This is a genomic window from Clavibacter capsici, from assembly GCF_001280205.1.
GTDB lineage: Bacteria > Actinomycetota > Actinomycetes > Actinomycetales > Microbacteriaceae > Clavibacter > Clavibacter capsici.
Genome location: NZ_CP012573.1, coordinates 2,756,825 through 2,778,602, shown reverse-complemented (window position 1 = coordinate 2,778,602; position 21,778 = coordinate 2,756,825). Strand labels below are relative to the sequence as shown.

Annotated in this window: 22 protein-coding genes and 1 pseudogene; 8 read left to right on the top strand and 15 right to left on the bottom strand. The window is 74.5% G+C overall.

The annotated features are described in order from the left end of the window. Positions 1-7: 7 nt before the first annotated feature. Positions 8-1,144 carry a glycosyltransferase family 9 protein gene (locus tag AES38_RS12975; RefSeq protein ID WP_053775316.1) on the top strand — a complete coding sequence of 379 codons (1,137 nt, stop codon included), beginning with the start codon at positions 8-10 and terminating at the stop codon, positions 1,142-1,144. 7 nt (positions 1,145-1,151) lie between these two features. Here the strand turns inward: AES38_RS12975 and AES38_RS12970 are convergent, their stop codons facing one another. From AES38_RS12970 to AES38_RS12960, 3 genes are all read right to left on the bottom strand, one after another. After that, positions 1,152-2,462 carry an alpha/beta hydrolase gene (locus AES38_RS12970; protein ID WP_053775315.1) on the bottom strand — a complete coding sequence of 437 codons (1,311 nt, stop codon included), beginning with the start codon at positions 2,460-2,462 and terminating at the stop codon, positions 1,152-1,154. Positions 2,463-2,592: 130 nt separating this feature from the next. Then, positions 2,593-3,990, bottom strand: a complete 1,398-nt coding sequence (locus AES38_RS12965; RefSeq protein ID WP_053775314.1) for a glycoside hydrolase family 26 protein — start codon at positions 3,988-3,990, stop codon at positions 2,593-2,595. Between the two features lie 112 nt (positions 3,991-4,102). Then, on the bottom strand, positions 4,103-5,110 hold the full coding sequence (locus tag AES38_RS12960; protein ID WP_053775313.1) for a glycoside hydrolase family 26 protein: 1,008 nt from the start codon (positions 5,108-5,110) through the stop codon (positions 4,103-4,105). A 289-nt stretch (positions 5,111-5,399) separates the two neighbouring features. On the opposite strand from AES38_RS12960, the gene AES38_RS12955 reads away from it, so the two are divergent. Continuing rightward, complete coding sequence (locus AES38_RS12955) at positions 5,400-5,777, top strand: hypothetical protein (protein ID WP_157883542.1); 378 nt, start codon at positions 5,400-5,402, stop codon at positions 5,775-5,777. Between the two features lie 89 nt (positions 5,778-5,866). Here the strand turns inward: AES38_RS12955 and AES38_RS12950 are convergent, their stop codons facing one another. The 8 genes and pseudogenes from AES38_RS12950 to AES38_RS12920 all read right to left on the bottom strand — a co-directional run bounded on the left by AES38_RS12950 (position 5,867) and on the right by AES38_RS12920 (position 14,258). Then, positions 5,867-6,571, bottom strand: a complete 705-nt coding sequence (locus tag AES38_RS12950; protein ID WP_053775311.1) for an SDR family oxidoreductase — start codon at positions 6,569-6,571, stop codon at positions 5,867-5,869. Between the two features lie 73 nt (positions 6,572-6,644). Continuing rightward, positions 6,645-8,021, bottom strand: coding sequence for a PfkB family carbohydrate kinase (locus tag AES38_RS12945; RefSeq protein WP_053775310.1), 1,377 nt, complete (start codon positions 8,019-8,021; stop codon positions 6,645-6,647). Next, on the bottom strand, positions 8,018-9,967 hold the full coding sequence (locus AES38_RS16505; RefSeq protein ID WP_053775309.1) for a glycosyltransferase: 1,950 nt from the start codon (positions 9,965-9,967) through the stop codon (positions 8,018-8,020). Before AES38_RS16505 ends, AES38_RS12945 begins: the two co-directional genes overlap by 4 nt. After that, positions 9,964-11,016, bottom strand: a complete 1,053-nt coding sequence (locus tag AES38_RS12935) for a glycosyltransferase (RefSeq protein ID WP_053775308.1) — start codon at positions 11,014-11,016, stop codon at positions 9,964-9,966. Before AES38_RS12935 ends, AES38_RS16505 begins: the two co-directional genes overlap by 4 nt. Continuing rightward, the gene (locus tag AES38_RS12930) at positions 11,013-12,107 is read right to left on the bottom strand and encodes a glycosyltransferase family 9 protein (protein ID WP_244629273.1); all 1,095 of its coding nucleotides are present in this window, start codon (positions 12,105-12,107) and stop codon (positions 11,013-11,015) included. Before AES38_RS12930 ends, AES38_RS12935 begins: the two co-directional genes overlap by 4 nt. A 78-nt stretch (positions 12,108-12,185) precedes the next feature. Continuing rightward, positions 12,186-12,626 (bottom strand): annotated as a pseudogene (locus tag AES38_RS16380) (D-glycero-alpha-D-manno-heptose-1,7-bisphosphate 7-phosphatase); the annotation flags it as partial. Between the two features lie 133 nt (positions 12,627-12,759). Continuing rightward, positions 12,760-13,419 carry a DUF2238 domain-containing protein gene (locus AES38_RS12925; protein WP_053775306.1) on the bottom strand — a complete coding sequence of 220 codons (660 nt, stop codon included), beginning with the start codon at positions 13,417-13,419 and terminating at the stop codon, positions 12,760-12,762. Continuing rightward, positions 13,413-14,258, bottom strand: a complete 846-nt coding sequence (locus AES38_RS12920; RefSeq protein ID WP_053775305.1) for an endonuclease/exonuclease/phosphatase family protein — start codon at positions 14,256-14,258, stop codon at positions 13,413-13,415. Before AES38_RS12920 ends, AES38_RS12925 begins: the two co-directional genes overlap by 7 nt. A 221-nt stretch (positions 14,259-14,479) precedes the next feature. Between AES38_RS12920 and AES38_RS15900 the strand changes: the two genes are divergently transcribed. Together AES38_RS15900 and AES38_RS12915 are read left to right on the top strand one after the other, a co-directional pair. After that, on the top strand, positions 14,480-14,641 hold the full coding sequence (locus AES38_RS15900) for a hypothetical protein (RefSeq protein ID WP_157883541.1): 162 nt from the start codon (positions 14,480-14,482) through the stop codon (positions 14,639-14,641). Further along, on the top strand, positions 14,641-15,480 hold the full coding sequence (locus tag AES38_RS12915) for a type II toxin-antitoxin system death-on-curing family toxin (protein ID WP_053775304.1): 840 nt from the start codon (positions 14,641-14,643) through the stop codon (positions 15,478-15,480). The genes AES38_RS15900 and AES38_RS12915 overlap by 1 nt, the downstream gene beginning before the upstream one ends. Before the next feature lie 62 nt (positions 15,481-15,542). Here AES38_RS12915 and AES38_RS12910 read toward each other — a convergent pair whose 3' ends face one another. After that, positions 15,543-16,025 (bottom strand): MarR family winged helix-turn-helix transcriptional regulator, encoded by a 483-nt coding sequence (locus tag AES38_RS12910; protein WP_053775303.1) that lies wholly within the window; start codon positions 16,023-16,025, stop codon positions 15,543-15,545. A gap of 46 nt (positions 16,026-16,071) precedes the next feature. Here AES38_RS12910 and AES38_RS12905 point away from each other — a divergent pair, with 46 nt between their 5' ends. Beyond that, positions 16,072-16,308: a hypothetical protein gene (locus tag AES38_RS12905; RefSeq protein WP_053775302.1), complete on the top strand. Its 237-nt coding sequence runs from the start codon at positions 16,072-16,074 to the stop codon at positions 16,306-16,308. A 22-nt stretch (positions 16,309-16,330) separates the two neighbouring features. On the opposite strand, the gene AES38_RS12900 is transcribed toward AES38_RS12905, so the two are convergent. Continuing rightward, positions 16,331-16,969, bottom strand: a complete 639-nt coding sequence (locus AES38_RS12900) for a GNAT family N-acetyltransferase (RefSeq protein WP_053775301.1) — start codon at positions 16,967-16,969, stop codon at positions 16,331-16,333. Between the two features lie 65 nt (positions 16,970-17,034). Between AES38_RS12900 and AES38_RS12895 the strand changes: the two genes are divergently transcribed. Then, positions 17,035-17,658 carry a TetR/AcrR family transcriptional regulator gene (locus tag AES38_RS12895; RefSeq protein ID WP_053775300.1) on the top strand — a complete coding sequence of 208 codons (624 nt, stop codon included), beginning with the start codon at positions 17,035-17,037 and terminating at the stop codon, positions 17,656-17,658. A 33-nt stretch (positions 17,659-17,691) separates the two neighbouring features. Here AES38_RS12895 and bla read toward each other — a convergent pair whose 3' ends face one another. Next, positions 17,692-18,687, bottom strand: coding sequence for a class A beta-lactamase (gene bla, locus AES38_RS12890; RefSeq protein ID WP_244629179.1), 996 nt, complete (start codon positions 18,685-18,687; stop codon positions 17,692-17,694). A gap of 268 nt (positions 18,688-18,955) precedes the next feature. On the opposite strand from bla, the gene AES38_RS12885 reads away from it, so the two are divergent. Beyond that, on the top strand, positions 18,956-19,621 hold the full coding sequence (locus tag AES38_RS12885) for a DedA family protein (protein ID WP_053775299.1): 666 nt from the start codon (positions 18,956-18,958) through the stop codon (positions 19,619-19,621). A 46-nt stretch (positions 19,622-19,667) separates the two neighbouring features. Beyond that, complete coding sequence (locus AES38_RS12880; RefSeq protein WP_053775298.1) at positions 19,668-20,720, top strand: glycosyltransferase family 9 protein; 1,053 nt, start codon at positions 19,668-19,670, stop codon at positions 20,718-20,720. 246 nt (positions 20,721-20,966) lie between these two features. On the opposite strand, the gene AES38_RS15895 is transcribed toward AES38_RS12880, so the two are convergent. Then, on the bottom strand, positions 20,967-21,506 hold the full coding sequence (locus tag AES38_RS15895; RefSeq protein ID WP_157883540.1) for a hypothetical protein: 540 nt from the start codon (positions 21,504-21,506) through the stop codon (positions 20,967-20,969). Positions 21,507-21,778: the final 272 nt, after the last annotated feature.

The window sequence follows — 21,778 nt, the reverse complement described above, 5'->3', positions numbered from 1 at the left end:
CCGCCCCGTGCCCGTCGTCGCCCCGCTCCACGAGAGATTCCCCGACGTCCGCTCCATCGCCGTGCTGCGCGGCGGTGGGCTCGGCGACCTGGTCTTCGCGCTGCCCGCGATGGCGGCGCTGCGGGCCGCGTACCCGGGCGCCCGGATCACGCTGCTCGGCACGCCCCTGCACCGCGCGCTCCTCGGCGGGCGGCCCGGCGGGCCCGACGAGATCGAGGTGCTGCCGGTGGCGCACGGCGTGCGGGACGTGCCGGGCACGGATCCCGACCCCGACGAGATCGAGGCCTTCGCCGCCCGCATGCGCGAGCGCCGCTTCGACCTCGCCGTGCAGGTGCACGGCGGCGGCCGCAACTCCAACCCGTTCCTGCTGCGGCTCGGCGCGCGGCACACCGTGGGCACCGCGACCGACGACGCCGAGCGGCTCGAGCGCGTGATCCCCTACGTCTACTACCAGCACGAGGTGCTGCGCGGGCTCGAGGTCGCGGGGCTCGCGGGCGCGCCCGTCGCGGACCTGGAGCCGGTCGTCGAGGTGACCGACGCGGAGCGCGCCGCGGCGGCCGGGCGCGTGACGGGCGCGCCGGGCGGGCTCGTTGTGATCCACCCGGGCGCCACCGACCCGCGCCGCCGCTGGCCGGTCGAGTCGTTCGCGGAGGTCGCGCGTCGGGCCGCCGCGGACGACGCGCAGGTGGTCGTCGTGGGCGACGCGACGGACGCGGCCGACGCGGACCGCATCGTCGCGCTGGGTCGCGAGGGGCTCCCGGCGGAGCGGGCCGAGCGGATCACCTCGCTCGCCGACTCCTTGACGCTCGGCGAGCTCGCCGGCCTCTTCACCCACGCCGACGTCGTGCTCGGCAACGACAGCGGCCCGCGCCACCTCGCGCAGGCCGTCGGCGCGCGCACGGTCGGCGTCTTCTGGTTCGGCAACGTCGTGAACGCGGCGGCGTTCGGGCGCACGCGGCACCGGATCCACATCGGCTGGACCACGCGCTGCCCCGTCTGCGGCGTCGACGTGACCCAGGTCGGCTGGACCGCGGAGCGCTGCGCGCACGACCCGTCCCACGTCGCCGAGGTGCGCGTCGACGACGTGCACGCGGACGTCGAGCAGCTGCGGCGGGCGTCGCTCGGGGAGCGCGTCTCCGCCTGACGCCCGCTCAGCCGGCGGTGACGAGCGGGGACGTCGCGTGCGGCGTCGTCGCGATCGACGCGTTGAGCAGCGACTCGGTGCCCGCGTCGAGGTAGCCGTAGGTCTTCTCGTGCGCCCGGAACTCGGCGGCGCGCTCGGCCTTGTCGCGGATGGTCGTCCAGGCGCGCGAGTCCGGGTCGTCGTTCCAGGGGGAGTGCAGCACGGGCGCGTGGCCGGTGACGGGCAGGAGGCCGCGCGCGGGATCGCCGTCCACCTGGATCACGGTGGCGCCGAAGCCGGGCGCGCGCGGATCCTGCCGGGAGAGCCGCCCCCACGCGGCCTCGTCGTCGTCGGCCGCCTCGCCCGCGTAGACGTGCCGGGCGTGCAGGTCGCGGGCGTCGTCGATGCCGTCCTCGATGCCGGCCGAGCCGAGCATGACGAACGCGTCGACCCCGAGGTCGCGGGCCGCGAGGGCGTCGGCGGCCATGGTGGATCCGTACGAGTGCGCGATGACGCTGACCGTCGAGAGGTCGCCGCCCGCCCGAGCCGCCCGGAGGCCGGCGAGCTCGCTGGCCAGCAGCGGGGCGCCGCGCTCCGCGTAGTCGCCGAGGGTCGCGTCCACGCCGGGCGGCGGCGTGCGGTAGCCGATCCACGCGACCACGGCGTGCGCGGCCGGCGCGCCGACCGACGCCTGCGCGTCGTAGACGTTCTGCGCGGTCTCGGTCCAGAGCTGCATGTCGTCCGTGTAGGTGCCCATGCCGGGCACCGTGAACGTCACCTGGCGCGCGGTGTCGAGGTCGCCCACGGCGATGGCGGCGAGCGGCGGATCCCGGTGGCTGAGCGACACGAGCGTCCGCCTCGGCTGGGCGCCGGCGCCCGCGCGCGGCTTCGGGTGCAGGGCGGCGCGGATCGCGGTGAGGGCGGTGAGGCGGTTCCGCGCATCCGCGTCGTCGGGGCGCGCGGCGACCGCGGCCCGCTCGGTGCGGATCTCCGCGTGCAGCTGGCGCCGGTTGGCGGCGTCGCGCGACGCGTAGTCCACCCCGTCGAGGTTGCCGATGAGCTCGGGCGAGGTGCGGATCAGCGTGCGCTGGCGCTTCCGGTCCTTGGCCGCCCACCAGGTGACGACGCGCTCGGGCGACGCGTCCATCACCTGCAGCTCGAGGGCGGGATGGGCGGCGATCATGCGCTCGGCCTGCACCGGGGTGAGGGCGGCGTAGCGGTCGAGCTGGGCGAACCCGCCCTCGACGCCGGAGCCGGGCGGGGCGGGCAGGATCACGAGGCCGACGAGCACGGCGGCCAGCGCGAGCGCGGTCTCGCGCCGCCGGTGGGCTCGGGTCACCGCCGCCTCCTCCTGCCGCGTGCCGCCGGTCGGGCCCGGGGCGCATCAGATCGTAGGGCCCGCTCCTCGGACGCCGCCCGTGCGCGGGCTGAGCGCCGGCCGGGTGCGCGCACGCGGACCTCGGGGAGCGTCAGCCCCGCCGGAGGGCGAGCGCGTCGCGGAGGGAGGCGGCGGAGGTGGCCGAGCTGTCGATCCGCCAGTCCTCCTCCTTCCGGAAGTCGAACCAGACGAAGCCGAGCACGTCGGGCTGCGCCTGCAGGTACGAGACGAGGTCCAGGTTCCAGGCGGACTTGGATCCGCCGTCCTCGCTCGACGCGACCTCGCCCACGATGAGCGGCTTGCCGGGCGCGATCGCACGGAGCCGGTCGATGCCGGGGCCGAACAGGGCGGCGGGCTCGGTCCACCGCTGGCCGGGCGCGGATCCCCAGTTGTAGCCGTCGAGCGCCACGACGTCGACGGAGTCGGCGCCGGGGTAGAGGGAGGCGAGGTCGGTGGATCCCGGGTAGGGCACGTTCGGGCTCCACACCCACTTCACGTTGGTCGCGCCCTGGGCGGCGACGAGGTCGTGCACGTGCTTCCACGCCTGGACGTAGGAGCCGGGCGCGTTGCCGTTGACGCCGTCCGACCACGGGTACCAGTTGCCGTTCATCTCGTGGGCGAAGCGGAGGTAGACGGGCTTGCCGTACTTCGCGAGGTCGGCGCCCCACGAGCGGATGTAGGCGTCCTGGTCGCCCGCGATGATGCGCGCGTTGGCGTAGGCGGGCTGGTCGACGCCCGCGCCGCCCTGCCACGGCTCCCAGGTGATGAGGCTGTCGGCGCCGCGCGCGGCGACGCTCTGGATCCCCGCGATGGGCGCCGGGTGCGTGAAGTCGACGTGGCTCATGACGATGGAGGGGCTCTCGCCGAGGGTCGACGACGCGGCGTCGAGCTCCCCGTTCGCGGTCGGGCCGCCGGGGGTCGAGAGGCCGAGGCGGAGGCGGGCGGAGCTGATGGCGGGAGCGGCGGATGCGGCGGGCTCGGGCGAGGAGGTCGTGGGGGCCGGAGCGGCGGTGGACGTGGGCGCGCTCGTGGGAGCGGGGGCCGGTGTCGGGGCCGGTGCCGTCGTGGGGGCCGGTGCGGGCGCGCCCAGGCGCGCGGATCCGTTCGACTTCGCCGCGGTGACGGTGAACGGCGCCGCGGCCGAGCGGGTGCCGGCCGTCGCGGTGATGCGGACGGTGGAGAGCGAGGTGCGGGGGATCGTGATCGCGGTGGTGAAGCGCCCGGTCGCGGTGGTCGTGATGCGCTTCGCGGCGGATCCGGCGGCGACGACCGCGGCCTTCTTCGCGGGGAAGCCCGTGCCGGTGACGGTCACGGCCGTGCCGACCGGTCCGGAGGCGACGGAGAGGACGATCGCCGCGGGCGCCGCGGGCACGGCCTGCGCCGAGGCGGCGCGCGCGCCGGCCGCGGGTGCGGCGAGGACGGTGGCGGTGACGACCGCAGGGGCGACGGCGTTCACGACTGCGCATTTCAGGCGGCGACGAGTGGGCATGGTGATTGGGTCCTTCCCCCGATGGATGTATGCAAGCGTATGTTCTTCGGCGCCCTCCGTCCATCGGATGTCCGTCTGGCGACGGGATCCGATGGCGAGGGCTGAGCGGACATCAGACGCGACGGGCGGCGAGCGCGTCGCGGACGGCGGTGGCGGACGACGCGGAGCTGCCGATGCGCCAGTCCGCCTCCTTGTCCATGTCGAACCAGACGAAGGCGACGACGTCGGGCTGGGCCTGCAGGAACGCGACGAGGTCGCGGTCCCAGTCGGCCTTGGATCCGCCGATCTCGGACGACGCGGTCTCCGCGATGATGATCGGCTTGCCCGGCGCGACGGCGCGCAGCCGCTCGAGCCCGGGGGCGAAGAGGTCGGAGGGCGACACCCAGGCATGGCCGGCGACGCCGGTGCCCCAGTTGTAGCCGTCGAGCCCGACGACGTCGACGTACGCGTCGCCCGGGTAGAGGCCCGCGAGCGGGGTGGATCCGGTGTAGGGCACGTTCGGCGTCCACGCCCAGCGCACGTTGCTGGCGCCCTGGCCCACGACCACGTCGTGCACGTGACGCCAGGCGGCCGCGTAGGAGCCCGGCGCGTTGCCGTTCACGCCCTCGGCCCACGGGTACCAGTCGCCGTTCATCTCGTGCGCGTAGCGGAGGAAGACCGGACCGCCCCACGCGGCCAGCTCGGATCCCCACTGGCGGAGGTGCGCGTCGTGGTCGCCCGCGGCGATGCTCGCGTTGGAGTACGCGGGCTGGTCGGTGCCGGCGCCCGCCTTCCACGGCTCCCAGGTGAGCAGCGTCTCGGCGCCGCGGGCGGCGACGGAGTCGAGGGCCGGGATGGGCGGCGCCTGCGGGAAGTCGGCGTAGGAGAGCACGATGCTCGGGCTCTCGCCGACCTGCGCGGCGACCTGGTCGAGCTCGCCGCCCGCGGTCAGCCCGCCGGGCGTCGCGACGCCGAAGCGGAGCCGGGCGTCGGAGACGGCCGGGGCGGCGCCCGCGACGGTGGAGGCCGTGCCGGTGGTCGCGGCGCTGGCGGGAGATGCCACGGTGATGATCCCGGCGGTGAGGGCGGCGCCCAGGAGGAGGGTGGTCGCGAGGCGGATGGGGCGGGGGTGGTGCTGCATGGTGTCCAGGTTCCTGCGGATGTCCGCTCCCTGGAAGCTAGGCGACGCTCGTCGCGATCCGTCGCCCGATGTCCGCTCACGGCCGGATGGTCAGGCGATGATCGGGTGCGGAGGTGCCGGCGTCGTCGGAGATCCGGTGCCCCGAGCGGCCGTGGCGCTGGGCCGGCCGGTCTGATCGGGCCCGCCGCCGGGACCGACCGCGTCGCAAGGCCCTTCCGCGCGGGACGCCGGACCGCTAGCGTCGCGCACACCCGCCGACGCGCGGGCATCGAGACCGATGGGGGACACCATGAGCCAGCAGCAGACCGCGCAGCGCCCGAGCCTCGCGGGGCCCGACCCGATCCGTCCGCCGTACGACGCGCGGCTCGCCATGATCCTGCTCGTGATCGAGGGGGTGCTCGCCTTCGCGGGTCTCATCGCGATGGTGGTCGCGAGCTGGACCCCCGCTGTCTGCGCTGTGCCCGGCTGCGACTACCCCCTCGGCGAGCTGGCGTCGCGGCTCTGGGTGATGGGCACGATCGGCGTCCTCGTCCTCTCGATCATCGCGACGGTCGTCTGCCGCACGCGACGCGTGGACGCGTGGTGGGCGCCGGCGACGGGCATCGGGCTGATCGTCGGGATCAACGTGGCGGCGCAGATCATGACGAGGTTCGCGACGATGCACTGACGGGTCCCCGACAGACGAGACGAGCCCGGCCTCCGTGTGATGCGGGGCCGGGCTCGTCTCATGCGCGGGTGGCGCGGATCAGCCGCGACTCACGGCCAGCTGTCCTCGAGCTCGTGGGTGATGACGAGCTCGCGGATCTCGCAGCCGCGGGGCTGGCCGAGGATGAACATCACCGAGTCGGCGACGGCGGCCGGGTCGTTGAGGTTCGCGTCGGAGCCGGGCTTGTACTTCGGGTCGCGGTCGTCGAAGAAGTGCGTCTTCATGCCCGAGGGGATCAGCGTGGTCACGCCGACCTCGCCCTTCGTCTCGGCGGCGAGGGCACGCGTGAAGCCGAGCACGCCGAACTTGGAGGCGCAGTAGGCGGTCGCGTCGGAGACGGCCTTGATGGCGAGCGACGACGCGACGGTCACGACGCGGCCGTGCGACTCGGTGAGGAACGGCAGCGCCGCGCGGACGACGGCGACCGTGCCCATGAGGTTCACGCCGATGACCTTCTCCCACTCGGTGGGGGCGACGTCGACGAGGCGGCCGCAGCGGTCGATGCCCGCGGCGGTGACGACGGCATCCAGCCCGCCGTGCTTCTGCGCGATCTCGGTGACGAGCGCCTCGGTGGCGCGGGTGTCGGAGACGTCGATGCGGTGCGCCTCCATGCCGGTGACGCTCGAGGTGTCGAGGTCGAGCACGATGGGCTCGCCGCCGGCCGCGAGGACCGCCTGCGCGACCGCGGCGCCGAGCCCGGACGCGCCTCCGGTGATGAGGACGCGGCCGGTGCTGGGGCGGGGGGAGTCGGTCATGGGTGTTCCTTCCGTGGAGCGGATCGCGCCTGGTGGGCGCGGTGGTTCAGGGGAGTGGTGCGGATCAGCGGGCTCAGCCGACGCGGGCGAGGGCGCCCGCGAGCTTCGTGGTCGAGCGGCCGGGGTGGTACGGGACGGTCACGGCCTGGCCGCCCCACTCGGCGATGACCGCCGACTCGGGGAGGTCCTCGGCGCGGTAGTCGCCGCCCTTGACCCAGAGGTCGGGCTTGATGGAGCGGAGCGCCTCCTCGGGGGTGTCCTCGGAGAAGAGCACGACCGCGTCCACCACGCCGAGCGACATGAGGAGGTCGACGCGGTCCTCCTCGGTCATGATCGGGCGCTCGGGTCCCTTGAGGCGGCGCACCGAGTCGTCCGAGTTGAGGAGCACGACGAGGCAGTCGCCGAGCGCGCGGGCCGCGGCCAGCGTGCGGGCGTGGCCGGCGTGCACGAGGTCGAAGCAGCCGCCGGTCGCGACGACGGTGCCGCCGGCGGCCCGGGTCGCGCGGACCACCTGGAGGGCGCTCGCCGCGTGCCCGCCGATGGGGCGCGCGGCGGGCGGACCCGTGAGGGTGGCGACGCCGCCCGCGTCCACGTACTCGGCGGCGGAGGCGACGGCGTCGCGCATGGCGTCGTCCACCGCGGATCCGCCGGCGAGGGCCGCGAGTGCCGTGGCGGCGAGGCGGTCGCCGGCGCCGCACGGGTCGCCGGTCGCGACGAGCGGGGCGGGGACGATGACGGGCATGGACGGGGATCCACCCGACGGCGCCGAGACGAGCAGCGCGCCGCGCTCGCTCATCGTGACGGCGACCGTGCCCACGCCCCACCGCTCCTGGAGGAGGCGGGCGGCGTCGGCGGCCGCGGCGACGTCGCGGCCGGCTAGCCCGGAGAACGCGCGCGCCTCGGCGAGGTTCGGGGTGGCGAGCGTCGTGTTCGGGACGGGCGGCTCGCCCGCGGGGTGCGGATCCCACACGAGCGGCACGTCGGCGGCGCGCGCGTCGAGGGCGGCGCGGAGGCGCGGGTCGCGCGTGACGCCGCGGCCGTAGTCGGCGACGACGATGGCGTCGGCCGTGGCGATCGCGTCGAGCATCGCGTCGGTCGCGACGGGCGTGGGCGGCGGCGCGCAGCCCTCGTCGATGCGGGCGATGGCGTGGCCGTCGGCGCGGACGCGGGTCTTCACGGGCGTGGGTGCGCCGGACGGGCCGGCGACGACCTCGATCCGGTCGAGGCACGCGCGGAGGGTCGCGGAGTGATGGTCGTCGGAGAGCACGGTGACGAGGCGCACGTCGTGGCCGTCGCGCGCGAGCATCGTCGCGACGAGGCCGGCGCCGCCCGCGCGGGGCAGCGACTCCTCGACCTCGATGACGGGCACGGGCGCGTCGGGGCTGAGGCGGTGCGCGGCTCCGGTCATGTCGACGTCGAGCAGGACGTCGCCGACCACGACGATCCTCATGCCGGCACCTCCGCGGGAGCGGTCGTGGTGGTCGCGGGCGCGACCGTCACGGGGACGGAGGCGGCGGATCCGGGCGATGCCGTCGCCGACGCGCGCGCGGCGGCCCGGTCGTTCGCCTGCAACCTGCTCTCGAAGGAGCGGCAGATCGCGTGCACGGCGACGAGCTGCGCCTCCTGCACGTTGGCCGACGGCCCGTCGAGGGCGATGGACTCGTCGCACGCCTCCACCAGCGGGTTCGGGCCGGGTCCCGTCATCGCCCAGGTCGTGGCGCCGGCGGCGCGCGCGGCAGCGGCGGCCCGGAGCAGGTTGGCGCTGCGTCCGCTCGTGGAGAGCAGCACGACGATGTCGCCCGATCGCGCATGCGCGTGCACCTGCCGGGCGAAGACCTCGTCGAAGCCGTAGTCGTTGCCGATCGCGGTGACCGCGGACGACTCCGAGTGCAGCGCGATGGCGGAGAACGGGCGGCGGTCGCCGTCGAACCGGCCCACCAGCTCGCTCGTGAGGTGCTGGGCCTCGGCCGCGGATCCGCCGTTGCCCGCCGCGATGAGGCGCGCGCCGTGGCTGAGGCGGTCGGCCATCTCGTTGCCCCACGCGGTGAGGCGCGGCGCGTGCGTGCGGAGGGCGTCGAGCACCGGGCCGAGCGCGTCGAGGTGCGCGTCGACCACGGTCGGGTCGTCGGGGAGGTCGTCGATCGCGGCGGACTGGATCGCGGAGCGGTAGGCGTCTGCTGTGCGGGCCGCGACGGTGGCCCACGAGTAGCCGTGCTCCATGCGGTCGCGGCCGGCGCGGCCGAGCGCGCGGCGGCGGGCGGGATCCGCGAGGAGCATCCCGAGGGCGTCCGCGATGGCGGCGGGGTCGCGCGGCGGGACGAGGATCCCCGTCACGCCGTCGACCACGCTGTCGGTGAGGCCGCCCACGGCCGACGCGACGACGGGCACGCCGGAGGCCATCGCCTCGAGCGGCACGATGCCGAACGGCTCGTACCAGGGCGCGCACACCACGACGTCGGCCGAGCGCATCACGGCGGGCATGTCGGCCTGGGAGACGCGGCCGTGCAGGCGCACGCGGTCGGCGACCCCGGCGGCGCGGGCGGCGTCCATCAGGCGGCGGGCCTCGGCGTCCTCGGTGGCGCCCGCGGCGTCGCCGGATCCGCCGACGATCACGAGCTCGACGTCCCGCTGGCCGCGGTCGGCGAGGATCCCGAGGGCCGTGATCGCGAGGTCCACGCCCTTGCGCGGCACCAGGCGGCCGACGACCATGACGCGCATCGGGGCGCCGGAGCCGGCGTCCGTGTCGGCGTCCGTGTCCGCGTACGAACGCGGCGTGAAGTGCTCGATGTCGACGCCGCAGGGGATCACGGTGATGCGGGCCGCGTCGACGCCCGCGCGCACGAGCTCCGCGGCCTCGTCGGAGCAGGTCGCGACGACGGCGTCGGCGCGGCGGCCCACGCCGGGCTCCAGCTCGGCGCGCTCGGCGGGGCTCGTGTCCTCGGCGCCGAGGTGGCGGCGCTTCACGGATCCGAGCGCGTGGAAGGTGTGCAGCACGGGCGGGGCCGCGGCGGCGCCGACCGGGGAGGACGCGAGGCGGGCGGCGGCGTCGAGGGCCGCGACGCCCGACATCCAGAAGTGGCTGTGCACGACGTCGGGCCGGTTGGTGCGCCAGTCGGCGAGGAGGCCGTCGGCGAGCTCGCCCATGTGCGGCAGCAGCTCGTCCTTGGGCACGGCGCGCGCGGGTCCGGCGTCGAGGTGCACGACCTCCACGCCGGGCGCGAAGGCGACCCGGGCGGGCAGCGACGCGTCGTCGCGGCGCGTGTAGACGGTGACGGTGTGGCCCTCGTCCGCGAGCGCGGCCGACAGCGCGGCGACGTGCACGTTCTGGCCGCCGGCGTCCACGCCGCCGAGCGTCGCCAGCGGGCTGGCGTGCTCCGAGATCATCGCGATCCTCATCGTGTCGTCCTCTCGTCGAGCGGGTGGTGCGGGGAGTGCGTGGGGCTGGATCCGGCGGGTGCGCGACGGGAGCGGCGCGCGGCGGCGGCGTCCACCGCGTCGTGCAGCGCGGCGTCCATGTCGGCGAGGAAGCGGCCGAGCGAGTACCGGGCGAGCGCGGCCTCGCGGGCGACGCGTCCGCGGCGGGCGGCCTCGTCGGGATACTCGAGCAGCAGCCGGGCGACGCGCACGAGGTCGGCCGGGTCGGAGGAGATCGCGCCCGCGTCCGCCGGCACCGCGCGCGACGCCTCGGTCGCGTCGAGCACGAGCACGGGCATCGCCATGTGCATCGCCTCGAGCAGCGACAGGCCGAGCGAGGTCCAGCGGTGCGGGTGGATGTAGGCGCGGAGCTGCGCGAGCTCGGGGTGCAGCGCCAAGGTCGGCAGGTCGCCGCGCGGGACGATCCGGTCGCCGAGCGTCGGGAAGGCGCCGGGCAGCAGGTCCGTGCCCATGCCGAACACCTCGACGGGCGCGACCGCCGCGAACGCGGGCAGCAGGTCGGTGCCGGTGATGCGGCCGCGGCGCACGGGCTCGTTGATCACCGCGCCGAACGACCGCGAGGCGCCCGTGTACAGCGCGCCGGGGTCGGGCACGCCGTGCTCGACGACCGTCGTGGGCGCGACGCCGGTGTCCCACATGAGCGCGTTGAAGCGCGTGACGTGGATCACGGGGATGTCGTCGCGGTCGGCCAGCGCGTGCACGGTCTCGGTCGGGGCGCCGCGCGGGGTGTTGTGCTCGAGGAAGACGGCGGGCACGTCGGACCCGAGGCGGCGGCCGAGCAGGCGCTCCGCCTCCTCGATCTCGGCGACGCGCTGGAGCAGCACGAGGTCGACGTCGGCGTCGTGCAGGGACGACGGATCCACCTCGCGGGCGCTCGCGGGCCAGGCGCGGCCGCCGCGGCCGAGGCCCCACGCGTCGCGCGCGGGGGTGGTGGGGAACAGGATCTCGTGCGACCCGAGGACGAACGAGTCGGTCCAGCCGCCGTGGACGTGCCACATCAGGATCCTCATGCGGGCACCTCCGAGGTCGATCGCGAGCCGGTGCCGCCCGTGCCGCCGGTGGTCGCGAGCAGGCGCTCGACGGCGTCGGCGACCTCCGCGGGGGAGACGCCGGCGAGGCACGGGTGGCCGGGGACCGGGCAGTCGCGCGCGCGGCTGAGCCTGCATGCCGCGTCCTGGTCGCCGAGCAGGATCACGGGCACCCGGTACGGCGCCCAGCGGATCGGCGGCACCACGGGCGAGAACAGGCTGACGACGGGGAGGCCGACCGCCGCGGCGAGGTGCGCGGGCCCGGTGTTGCCGCTCACGAGCACGGCCGCGCGGCGCATGAGCGCGCCGAGGCCGGCGAGGTCGGTGCGTCCGCCGAGGTCGATGCCGGCGGATCCGGCGACGTGCGCCGTGAGCTCGCGCTCGTCCGGCCCGCCGGTGACGACCACGGGGATCCCGCGCGCGGCGAGGAGCGCGACGGCATCCCGGTGCTGGTCGGCCGGGTACGAGCGCGCGCCGACCGCGGCGCCCGGGTGCACGAGCGCGAACGGGCCGTCGGGGAGGAGCGCGTCCACGTCGGACGGCAGCTCGGCGTCGCGCACGGCGAGCCGGCCGTCGTCGTCGGCGGGCAGCGCGTGGCCGGCCGCGGCCGCGATCCGGAGGGCGCGCTCGGGCTCGGGCTGGTCCTCGTCGAGGTCCTCGCCCGGCTTCAGCCGCACGTCGAGGAGGGAGCCGGCGTAGTCGACGCTGGCACCCGTGATCCGCCGCACACCGGCGAGCCGCAGCAGCAGCGCGAGCGGGAGCGGCGACTGGTGGAAGGAGGTGAGGATGACAGCCTCGTCGGCGTCGACCTCCGCGAGGATCGCGTGCAGGGCGTCCACCGCGGCGGCGTCGGCGGCGGGCGCGGGGGAGGAGATCCACGGCGCGTCCCACACGTGCACCGCGTGGACGCCGGGCAGCAGCCGGCCGGCGGACGCGCCGCGCGGGCCGCAGAGCAGGTGGACCTCGACGCGCGGATCGGCGGCGACGGCGCGCACCGCGGGCCCCGAGATGAGCACGTCGCCCACGGAGTCGAGCCGCACGACGAGCACGCGGCGGGGCGCGGGGTCGTGGATGAGGAGGTGCACGGCGTCGAGGATCGTCGGGGCGACGAGCTCCGCCTCGGCCACCTCCTCCTCGCGTGTGACGGGCGTCGGCACGAGCACGCCGCGCGCGCCCGCGGCCCGTGCGGCGCCCATGTCGGCGGCGATGTCGCCCACGACCGCGACGCGCGACGGATCCACGCCCCATGTCCGGCAGGCCTCGAGCACCATGCCGGGCTGCGGCTTCCGGCAGTCGCAGCCGTCGTCGGATCCGTGCGGGCACAGCAGCACGAGGTCGAACGCGCCGAGCAGCTCCTGCACGCGCGCGTTGACGGCGTCGGCTTGCTCCCGGGTGATGAGGCCCCGCGCGATGCCGGACTGGTTGGTCACCATCCCGACGCGGAGGCCGGCGGCGCGCACGGCGTCGATCGCCTCGCGGGCGCCGGGCATGAGCGTGACGAGGTCGGGGTCGCCGTTGTACGGCACGTCGACGACGAGCGTCCCGTCCCGGTCGAACAGGACGGCCTCGAGGTCGTTCCCGGGCGAGCGCATGATCGGCCAGTACCCGACTGCTCCTCCTCCCAAACCCGCCCCGGAGCACTTCTCCTCGGGGCGTCACACTTCTCCGCGCGCTGGGGGAGCAGCGCCCTCGGATGGGGGCGCGACGGCGGGACCGCGCGCGCCGTCAGCGCCGGGGCGCCTCCGTGATCCACCGCGACCTGGCCAGCAGCATCGGCATGAGCGGCGCGATGAGCAGAGCGCCCAGCCCGCCGACCGCCATGTCGCCGATGGTGTCCGAGTACCCGGTGAGGATCTCCGGATCCAGCCACGTCTGCCCCGCCCACTCGCCGAGCTCCCACAGCGCCGAGAGCGCGAGGCCGACGGTGAGGCTGAGGATCCCGAGGGGCAGCGGCCGCCGGTCGACCATGACGCCCGCGCGGTCGGCCAGCAGGATCACGAGCGCGGCGAGCGCCGCCGTCGTGACGAGGTGCGCGGGGATGTCCCACCACGGCAGCGTCTCGTACAGGTCGAGCCGGTTGCTCGCGGCGGAGACGAGCGTCGTGATCCCGATGCCGAGGTCGAGCCCCGGCCGCGCCCCGAGGCCGCGCGGCGCGACGAGGCCGAGCAGCGCGAGCGCGAACATCGCCGACGTCGTGCCCGTCCACGCGAACACGGAGAAGAGGAACGTGAGCAACCCGATCACCCGTACGGCGTCGGCGAGCACCGCCGTGATCCCGCGGGGCGGCTGCAGGAAGGTGAGCCCGGCCAGCCCGGCGAAGGCCGCGACGTCCTCGGGCGGCGCCGGCGCGTCCGGCGGGGTGGGCGCGGTGGGATCCGTCAGCACCGCACCACCGCCTGCAGCGCCTCGTGGTCGCTGGGCGCGCGCCCGCCGATGCGCGTCGTGTTGATGCCGACCCGCTCCACCTCGATGTCGGGCGTCACCAGCATCCAGTCGATGCGGCGGGTGGTGCGCTTCGGCGCCTTGTAGTTCGACCACGTGCCCCACTCGGGCGTGAGGCGCTCGCGGGCGCCGTCCCACGCGTCGACGAGTGCGCCCGACTCCACGAGCAGCCGGTGCGGCTCCGTGTCGACGCCCGCGTTCGTGTCGCCGGAGACGATCGTGGGCACCTGCGCCTCGGCGACGATCTCGAGCATCATCCGCGCCGACTCCTCGCGCGACCGGCGCGAGAGGTGGTCGAAGTGCGTGTTCACGTGCCGGAGCGGCAGGCCCGTGGCGCGATCCGTGAAGTCGGCGACCACGGCGATCCGCGGCACCATGTTGCCCCAGCTGCGGGATCCGGCGACCGCGGGCGTGTCCGACAGCGCGACCTGCCGCCAGCTCGTGAGCTCGAGGCGGCGCGTGTCGTAGAAGGTGGGGCAGCCCTCGCCGTGGCCGTCGGCGTTGCGGCCGTGCCCGATCCGCCGGTAGTGCCGCCCGAGCGCGTGCGACAGCGCGCGCCCCTGCGTGGGCATCGCCTCCTGCGTGCCGAGGAGCGCGGGCTGCTCGCGCCGGAGGACCTCGGCGATGAGCGGCGCGCGGTCGGCCCAGCGGTCGGGGCTGCCCGGCCGGTAGCGACGGAACAGGCGCCGGATGTTGTACGTCATCACGTGCAGCTCGGGGGCGTCGACCGGGCCGACGAGCGCCCGTCCGTCCTGGAGGGTGCCGTCGGCGCGCATGGTCATGGATCCATCGTCCCCCAGCGCGCGGACCGCGACCGCGGCTGCCGGGGAACCGTCACGGTGCGGTTGCTCGCTCCCGGAGGCCGGAGAATACGATCGCCCCAGGAGTCCGGCGTGGCCGAATGGTCCTGGGGCACACGCGGAGAACGTACCAGCCTGCCGTTCGTCCGCGGGTGCGATCAGATCCATGGACCTCCCTACCTCGGTCGACTACCGTTGATGCCATGGATGTCCGGGAGAGCGAGCAGCAGGTGGTCGGCTTCAGCCAGCCTGACTCCGCGGTCGACTCCCCTCGCGACGACCGTGTCGCGTCGGTCGAGGAGACCATGAGGGTCGCCCGCATCCTCGCGAAGCGACACGCAGAGCTGCTCCGCCGCCTGGCCTGATGGTCGTCGCCCTCTCCTTCGAGGCGGTCGTCCAGATCAACCTGGAGTTCGGCGGGCGTGGGGCCGGGGTTCGGGATGCCAACGGCGTGCATGCGGCAGTCGGCAGGGCGTTCAACGGATTCGGCGGCGTCGATCCCTATCCCAGCACGTTCGACAAGGCCGCCGCCCTGATGCACGGGTTGGCGACGACGCAGTACTTCCACGACGGGAACAAGCGGACCGCCTTCCTCTCCGCGGTCGCGTTCCTGGAGCTCAATGGGGTCGTCCTCGGGGTCGTCGAGCCGGTCGAGGCGGAGGTGTTCACGCTCGCAGTCGCCGCGGGGGCCGTCGAGACGTCTCGCGTCGCCGAGTGGTTCCGCAGTGTGCACGAGCGACGCCAGCGGGGGAGCGCGGTGGATCCGAGGATCGAGTACCTGATGCTCGTCGGGCATGTTGAGGAGCACGGATTCCTGACCGACTGGTACGGCGTTGGCATCGCAGGCAAAGTGGTCGATCCCCGAGGGGCCAAACCCCCGTATGCCGAACCGGTGTTCGTTTGCGGCAAGATCCACTGGCGCGAGGAGGACATGGTTTATGGCCATGTGCTCGCGATTTCCGTTGTCCCGCGAGACCCGGGTTCGATGAATCCGCCCCGACGGAACAATGCGCGTCACGAACTCGCCCCGCCGGTGAGGGGCGGTCATGAACACCACCCGGAGGGCTTGATGCCCTCGACGTTCCAATTCCAGGTCGCCCCGCAGATCATGGTCCCCGGCGACCTGGTGGTGGAAGTGCGGCTCGACAGCGTGCTCGTCGGTTCTCTTCCCTTCAAGGTCACGTTCGCGACCATCTCGGACTGAGTGCCGGCGCGGTCGCTATGGCGTGTCGACGCTTCCGGCGGGAAAGCGGTCCGGCGCGACGGTCATGCCGAAGCGGTCTCCGACGCACTATCCGGGGCCGCGTCGATGCGCGCGAGGAACGCGTGCAGGTCGTCGCGGATCCGGCCGAGCTCCGACGGGGTCATGCCGGTCCGCTCGGCCACCCGGGCGGGCACGCGCTCGGCCTCGCGCCGGAGCGCCCGGCCCGCGTCGGTGAGGGTGACGCGCACGACGCGCTCGTCCTCGTCGCTGCGCGACCGCTCGAGGAGGCCGGCCGACTGGAGGCGCTTGAGCAGCGGCGTCACGGTCGCGGGCTCCAGCGCGAGCGCGCCGCCGAGGTCGGAGATCGACCGGCCGTCGCGCTCCCACAGGGCGAGCATCACGAGGTACTGCGGATGCGTGAGGCCCAGGGGCTCGAGGATCGGCCGGTACAGCGCGACCACGGATCGCGCCGCCAGCACGGCCGCGAAGCAGACCTGGCTCTCGAGCGCCAGCGGATCCGTGCGCGTCGCGTGCTCGTGTGCCATGCTCTGCTCCTCGCCGCCCGGGGAATTACCGCGTACACTGAATACTATGACACGAGGTAAAGGTGAGGCGGACGGCCCGCGCCGCGAGCGCGGCTTCGGAGCGGCCGTCGAGCGGTTCAACCAGCGGCTCCGCCCCTACCTCGGTGCGCCCCCGCTCGGTCCGTACACCGACGACCCGGTGCCCGAGCCGCAGTCGCGCCTCTGCCCCATGTGCGGCAAGCCCATGCCCGACCACGACATCGACCGGTCGGGCGCGCGCACGCAGGTGCACTGCCCCGTCTGATCCGGGGATCCGCGCCGGCGCGTCAGGGCGTGAGCGCCTCCATCGGCGCCGGCCGCCACATCGCCGCCGGTCGCGCCCCCGTGACGCCCGGCAGGATGCCCAGCTCGACGAAGCCGTTCCGCCGGTAGAGCGCGCGGTTTCGCTCCGTCGACGACTCCAGGTACGCCGCGGATCCGTCGGCGTCGACCCGCGCGAGGCCGTGGTCGAGGAGCGCGGATCCGACGCCGAGGCCGCGTGCCGCCGCGCCCACGCCGACCTCGGCGAGGCGCCAGTGCGCGAGGCCGGGCCGCGCGCGGTCGAGGTCCCGGAGGCGGCCGGCCGCGCGGATCGCGCCGGTGACGCCGAGCGCGCGGAGGAACGTCGGCGCCTGCGCGAGGGTGCGGTGCGCCGCGATGCCGCCGGGGGCCTCCCAGACGGCCGCGCCGAGGATCCGCCCGCGGGCGTCGACCGCGACGTCGACCGTGCCCGCGGGGAGCGGGCCGCTGCGGAGGAGCGCGGCGAACAGCAGCGCCAGGCGCTCGCGCCGCCCAGGACCTGCGGGCACGAAGGCGGTCATCACGGGATCCTCGGCGAACGCCTCGGCGAGCACGCGGGTCACGTCCTCGAGATCGGCGGCACGGGCCGTGCGGATGGCGGGGGAGGAGGGGCGATCGGTGCTCATGCTCCGACGGTACGGCCAACATTCGGCCACCTGGCCCAATTCACCTCGCTTGGTAGCTTTCTCCCATGAAGGCCGCCTCCGAGAGCACCCGCGCGTACGGCTCGCGGGACGCCCGGCGGGCCGAGCTGCTGGACGCGGCGGTGCGGGTGATGGCCGTCGTGGGCGTCGCCGGAGCGAGCACGCGCGCGATCACGGCGGAGGCGGGCCTCGCGCACGGCGCCTTCCACTACTGCTTCGGCGTGCGGGAGGAGCTGCTCGGCGCGCTGCTGCGGCAGGAGGTCGACGCGGTCGTCGCGCAGCTGGAGGCCGCCGAGGATCCCGCGGGCGCGCCGCTCGGGGAGGTCGTCGCCGCGACCCTCCGCGCCGAGCTCGACCGGGTGCGCCGCGAGCCCGACCGCCAGCGGGTGCTGCTCGACCTCGCCGCGACCGTGCAGCGGATCCCGGCGCTCGCCGACCTGCCCGCCTGGGAGCACGGCCGCTACGTCGAGGAGACCCGTCGCCGCTTCGCCGCGGCCGGCCTCGACGCCGCGCGCGCCGGTCGCTGCGCGGCGCTCGCGGTGGCGGGCATGCAGGGGATCGTCGGCGCGTGGCTCGCGCGCCGCGACGCGGGAGCGGATGCGGCGGCCGAGCGGGCGGTCGACGACCTGTCCCGGGCGCTGGCGCTGCTCGCGGAGGACGGCGGGCGCTGATCCCGCCGTCCTGATCGCCCGCCCCCGCGTCCGTCAGCCCAGCGCGCCGAGCGCCTCGACCGCGGCCTTCGCCGCTCCCGAGATGAGGGCGTCGTCGGCGTCCGCGTCCTGCTGGTCCTTCGACGAGTGGACGGCGATCACGAGGGGCGCGGCGTCGGGCCGCCAGATGACGGCGATGTCGCCGCGGCTCGCGTAGGCGCCGCTGCCGGACTTGTCGCCGACCGTCCAGTCCGCCGGCAGCTCGGCGCGCACGAGGGTGCCGCCCGTCTGCGTCGCCTTCAGCCAGCCGGTGAACAGGGCGCGCTCGTCGGCGTCGAGGGGATCCGCGAGGGCGCCCGGATCGCCGAGCGCGTAGGCGCGCAGGTACGCGGCGGCCGCGCGCGGGGTCGTGGTGTCGCGGTCGTCGCCGGGCGTCGCCTCGTTGAGGTCGGGCTCGGTGCGGGAGACGACGGTCGTGTCGTCGCCGAGGGCCGCGAGCGCCGCATCCAGCTCGGCAGGGCCGCCGAGCGCCTCGAGCAGGAGGTTCGCGGCGGTGTTGTCGCTGCGGGTCATGGCGGCGTCGGCCAGCTCGCGGAGGGTCATCGTGCCGCCGACGCGGGTCTCGGTGACGGGCGCGTAGGAGAGGATGTCGGCCGCCTCGATCGGCACGGCGCGCTCCATCCCCGCGATGCCGACGCGGTCGAGCAGCGCGGCCGCGAGCGGCGCCTTGATGGTGGAGGCGTACGCGAAGCGCTCGTCCGCCCGCCAGGAGACCTCCGCGCCCGAGCCGGTGTCGACGGCGTGGACGCCGAGGCGGGCGCCGAAGCGCTCCTCGAGGGCGGCGAAGGCGGCGTCGGCGGCCGCCTGGTCGACCTCCGGGGCGGCGGATGCAGAGGGCGCGGCGGAGGCGGGCGGGGCGGTCGGGGCCTCGGCGGCGGGGGCCGCGCATCCGGCGAGGAGGGTCGTGGAGAGGGTTGCGGCGAGGGCGAGGGCGAGGCGGGCGGGGCGGGCGGGGCGCGAGGAGACGGCGCGGGCGGCGGGGTGGATCACGGCGGGGTTCCTCGGGAGACGGCGGGTGCGGGGGATGCGAGGTGCGGGCACGGGGATGTGCACGGTGCGCGCTCGCGCATCCAGCCTCCCGCGACCGCGCCCATCCGTCGTCCCCCGCGGGGTCGACGTCCGTCCGCCGCTCGGACGACGCCACCGATTCAGCGGTTGTGGAAATCCGTTCCCTAGGCTCGCGGGGATCCGCGGCGGTGACCTGATCCACCTGCCGCCGCACCACGACGCCCGACCCCCCGACCGAACGAGAGGCCGCATGAGCGCCATCCAGGCAGTGACCCCCGGCGAGATCCATCCGAGCGAGGGGTACGACGGCTTCGTCGGCTGGGTCCTCTCGCTCATCGAGACGCTGGGGGAGGTGGGCGTGGGCCTCGCGGTCCTCATCGAGACGTTCGTGCCGCCGATCCCCTCCGAGGCGATCCTCCCCGTCGCCGGCTTCCTCGCCTACGAGGGCCGGATGAGCGCGTGGGGCGCGTGGGCCGCGGCCACCGTCGGCGCGCTCCTGGGAGCGCTCATCTGGTACGCGATCGGCGCCGCGCTCGGCCGGGATCGCACGCGCCGCCTCGTCGGCCGGATCCCGCTGCTCGACCACGCCGACTTCGACAAGGCCGAGGCCTTCTTCCAGCGCTGGGGCGGCACCGCCGTGCTCGTCGGCCGGTGCGTGCCGCTCGTGCGCTCCTTCATCTCCATCCCGGCGGGCATCGAGCGCATGCCGATCTGGCGCTTCTCGCTCTACACGGTCATCGGATCCGGCGCCTGGAACGCCATCTGGGTGGGCCTCGGCTTCGCGTTCGGCCCGGCGATCCGCCCGGTGCTGGAGGAGTGGAGCGGACTGATCTCGTACGCGGCCGTCGGCGTCATCGCGCTGCTCGTGCTGTGGTTCGTGGTGTCGCGGCTGATCCGGCGGGTGCGGGCGGCCTGACGCCGCCGCCCGACCGTCGCGCCTCCCCTCTGCCAGGCTGGAACCCATGCAGACCCCCGGCGACCCCGCCGCCCTCCCCGACGACGCCCGCCCCGCGACCGGCACCGACGACGCCCCGCACCCGGAAGAGATCCTCGTCCTCCGCGCCATCAAGCTCGGCGACATCCTCGTGGCCGTCCCCGCGCTCCGCGCCATCCGCCGCGCGCACCCCGACGCCCGCATCGCGCTCGCCACCACCGGCTGGCTCGCGCCGGTCGTCAAGCTCCTCGGCATGGTCGACGAGCACCTCCCGCAGCAGGGCTTCGACCACCCGATCGCGCGCGAGCCCGGCACGGTCGACCTCGCGATCAACCTGCACGGCGCGGGCATCGAGAGCCGCACCCTCCTCCACGAGCTGCGCGCGCACCGCACGCTCGGCCACGCGGCGCCCGAGCTCGACGGGATGCCCGCCGCCGACGGCCCCGCGTGGGAGGACCACGTCCTCGAGCGCTACCGCTGGGCCCGGCTCGTCTCCTGGCACGGCATGCCCGCGGATCCCGAGGACGTCGGCATCCTCGTGCCCGACGCGCCGCCCGTCGCCGAGCACGCCGTCGTGATCCACGTGGGCGCCGCCTACGGATCCCGCCAGTGGCCCGTCGACCGCTTCGCCGAGGTCGCCCGCGCGCTCGCCGACGAGGGCCGCACGGTCGTCTTCACCGGATCCGACAAAGAGCGCGACCGCGCGCTCGAGGTCGCCGCCCTCGCCGGCATGCCCACGGAGACCGTGCTCGCGGGCGAGCTGGCCCTCGACGCCTTCGCCGGGATCATCGCGGCCGCCGACCTCGTGATCTCCGCCGACACCGGCGCCGCCCACCTCGCGACCGCCTACGGCATCCCGTCGGTCGTGATCTTCGGCCCGGCCCCGCCCGAGGAGTGGGGCCCGCCCGCCTCCGGCCCGCACATCGTGCTGACCGACGCGTCGCAGCGCCTCGGCGACACGTTCTCGAGCGTCCCGGATCCGGCGCTCCTCGCGATCACCCCGGCCCACGTCCTCGAGGCTGCGCGCGGTCTCGACGGCCACCGCGTGATCCGCCCCCTCACGGGCGAGCCGCGCGACTGATCCGGCGGTCGGTGTGTGGCGACGGCATCATGTATCGCTCAGGTCAGTCGCCAGCTGTCGACAGGCCGCGCAGATCGCGCTTTCGCTGCCGCCCCGGGCAGCATCGTGCGACGTGCGTGGCTTTGTAATTACTCGGTCAGGGTCGTGAAGCGGGGTGAGCGGGTGGCGCCAGCGTGTGCGAAGGTGTATCAAAGTCGTGCTGGGTCGGATCTGCCCTAACGACCAAGGTCTTTAGGGGAGACAGTCCTAGCCTACGGTTTCATTTATCCAAGAGGGACATGCTCCGTCAATTCCGAGGCAATACGACGTGACTACCCCCTGTGGGTCGCCGTCCACATTCCGAAAGTCCACTAGTGTCCTGACCTGCTGAGAGTCAGAGATTTCCCCGTTCTCTTCTATTTTTTCAAAAGTGGTGATGTACTCCCACGTGGATCCGTACTCCTGGCGACCAGTGTCAGGCTGTTGGGTCGCGACGCGAACTGCTGTGTAGTTCAAGTTATGCTTGAAGTAGATCTTTGACTGTGCCGCAATTCTCATGACGACGAGCCGGTCCATGTAGTCCTGCCAGCGAGTACTGACCTGGCTGGCCTCGTCGGGATGTGAAATGACCTCATGTCGCAATGCTGCGTCGACCATATTCTTGGGCATAGCTGCTGTTACTACGACGTAGTGATGGGGGGCATTTTGGTTCGAAGCGGCCGTGGATGCGTAGGCGGCAGTTGGTGCACCTGCTGTGACGGCCATCGCAATGGCGAGGTTCGCAATGATGGTGAGCTTCCTTGGCATATTGGTGCCTTTCGTGCGTGTTGCATGAACCAGTCATTCGCTGGAGGGGGTATGCGAGAACGCTGGCAGGATACTCAGCAATATGAATCGAGAACGAGTTTTGTCCACAGGCATTGATGAGTTCCTCCGCCGCTCCGCCAGGACGCGAACGTTGAGGCGAGAAGTCGATGACAAAGCTCTTACTCCGGTGGATGCTGGCACCCGGTACCCGGACCCCATAGTCGGTGCGCGACCCAGTTTCTTCCTTGCGCCGTTTCCGGTTCTGAGTGACG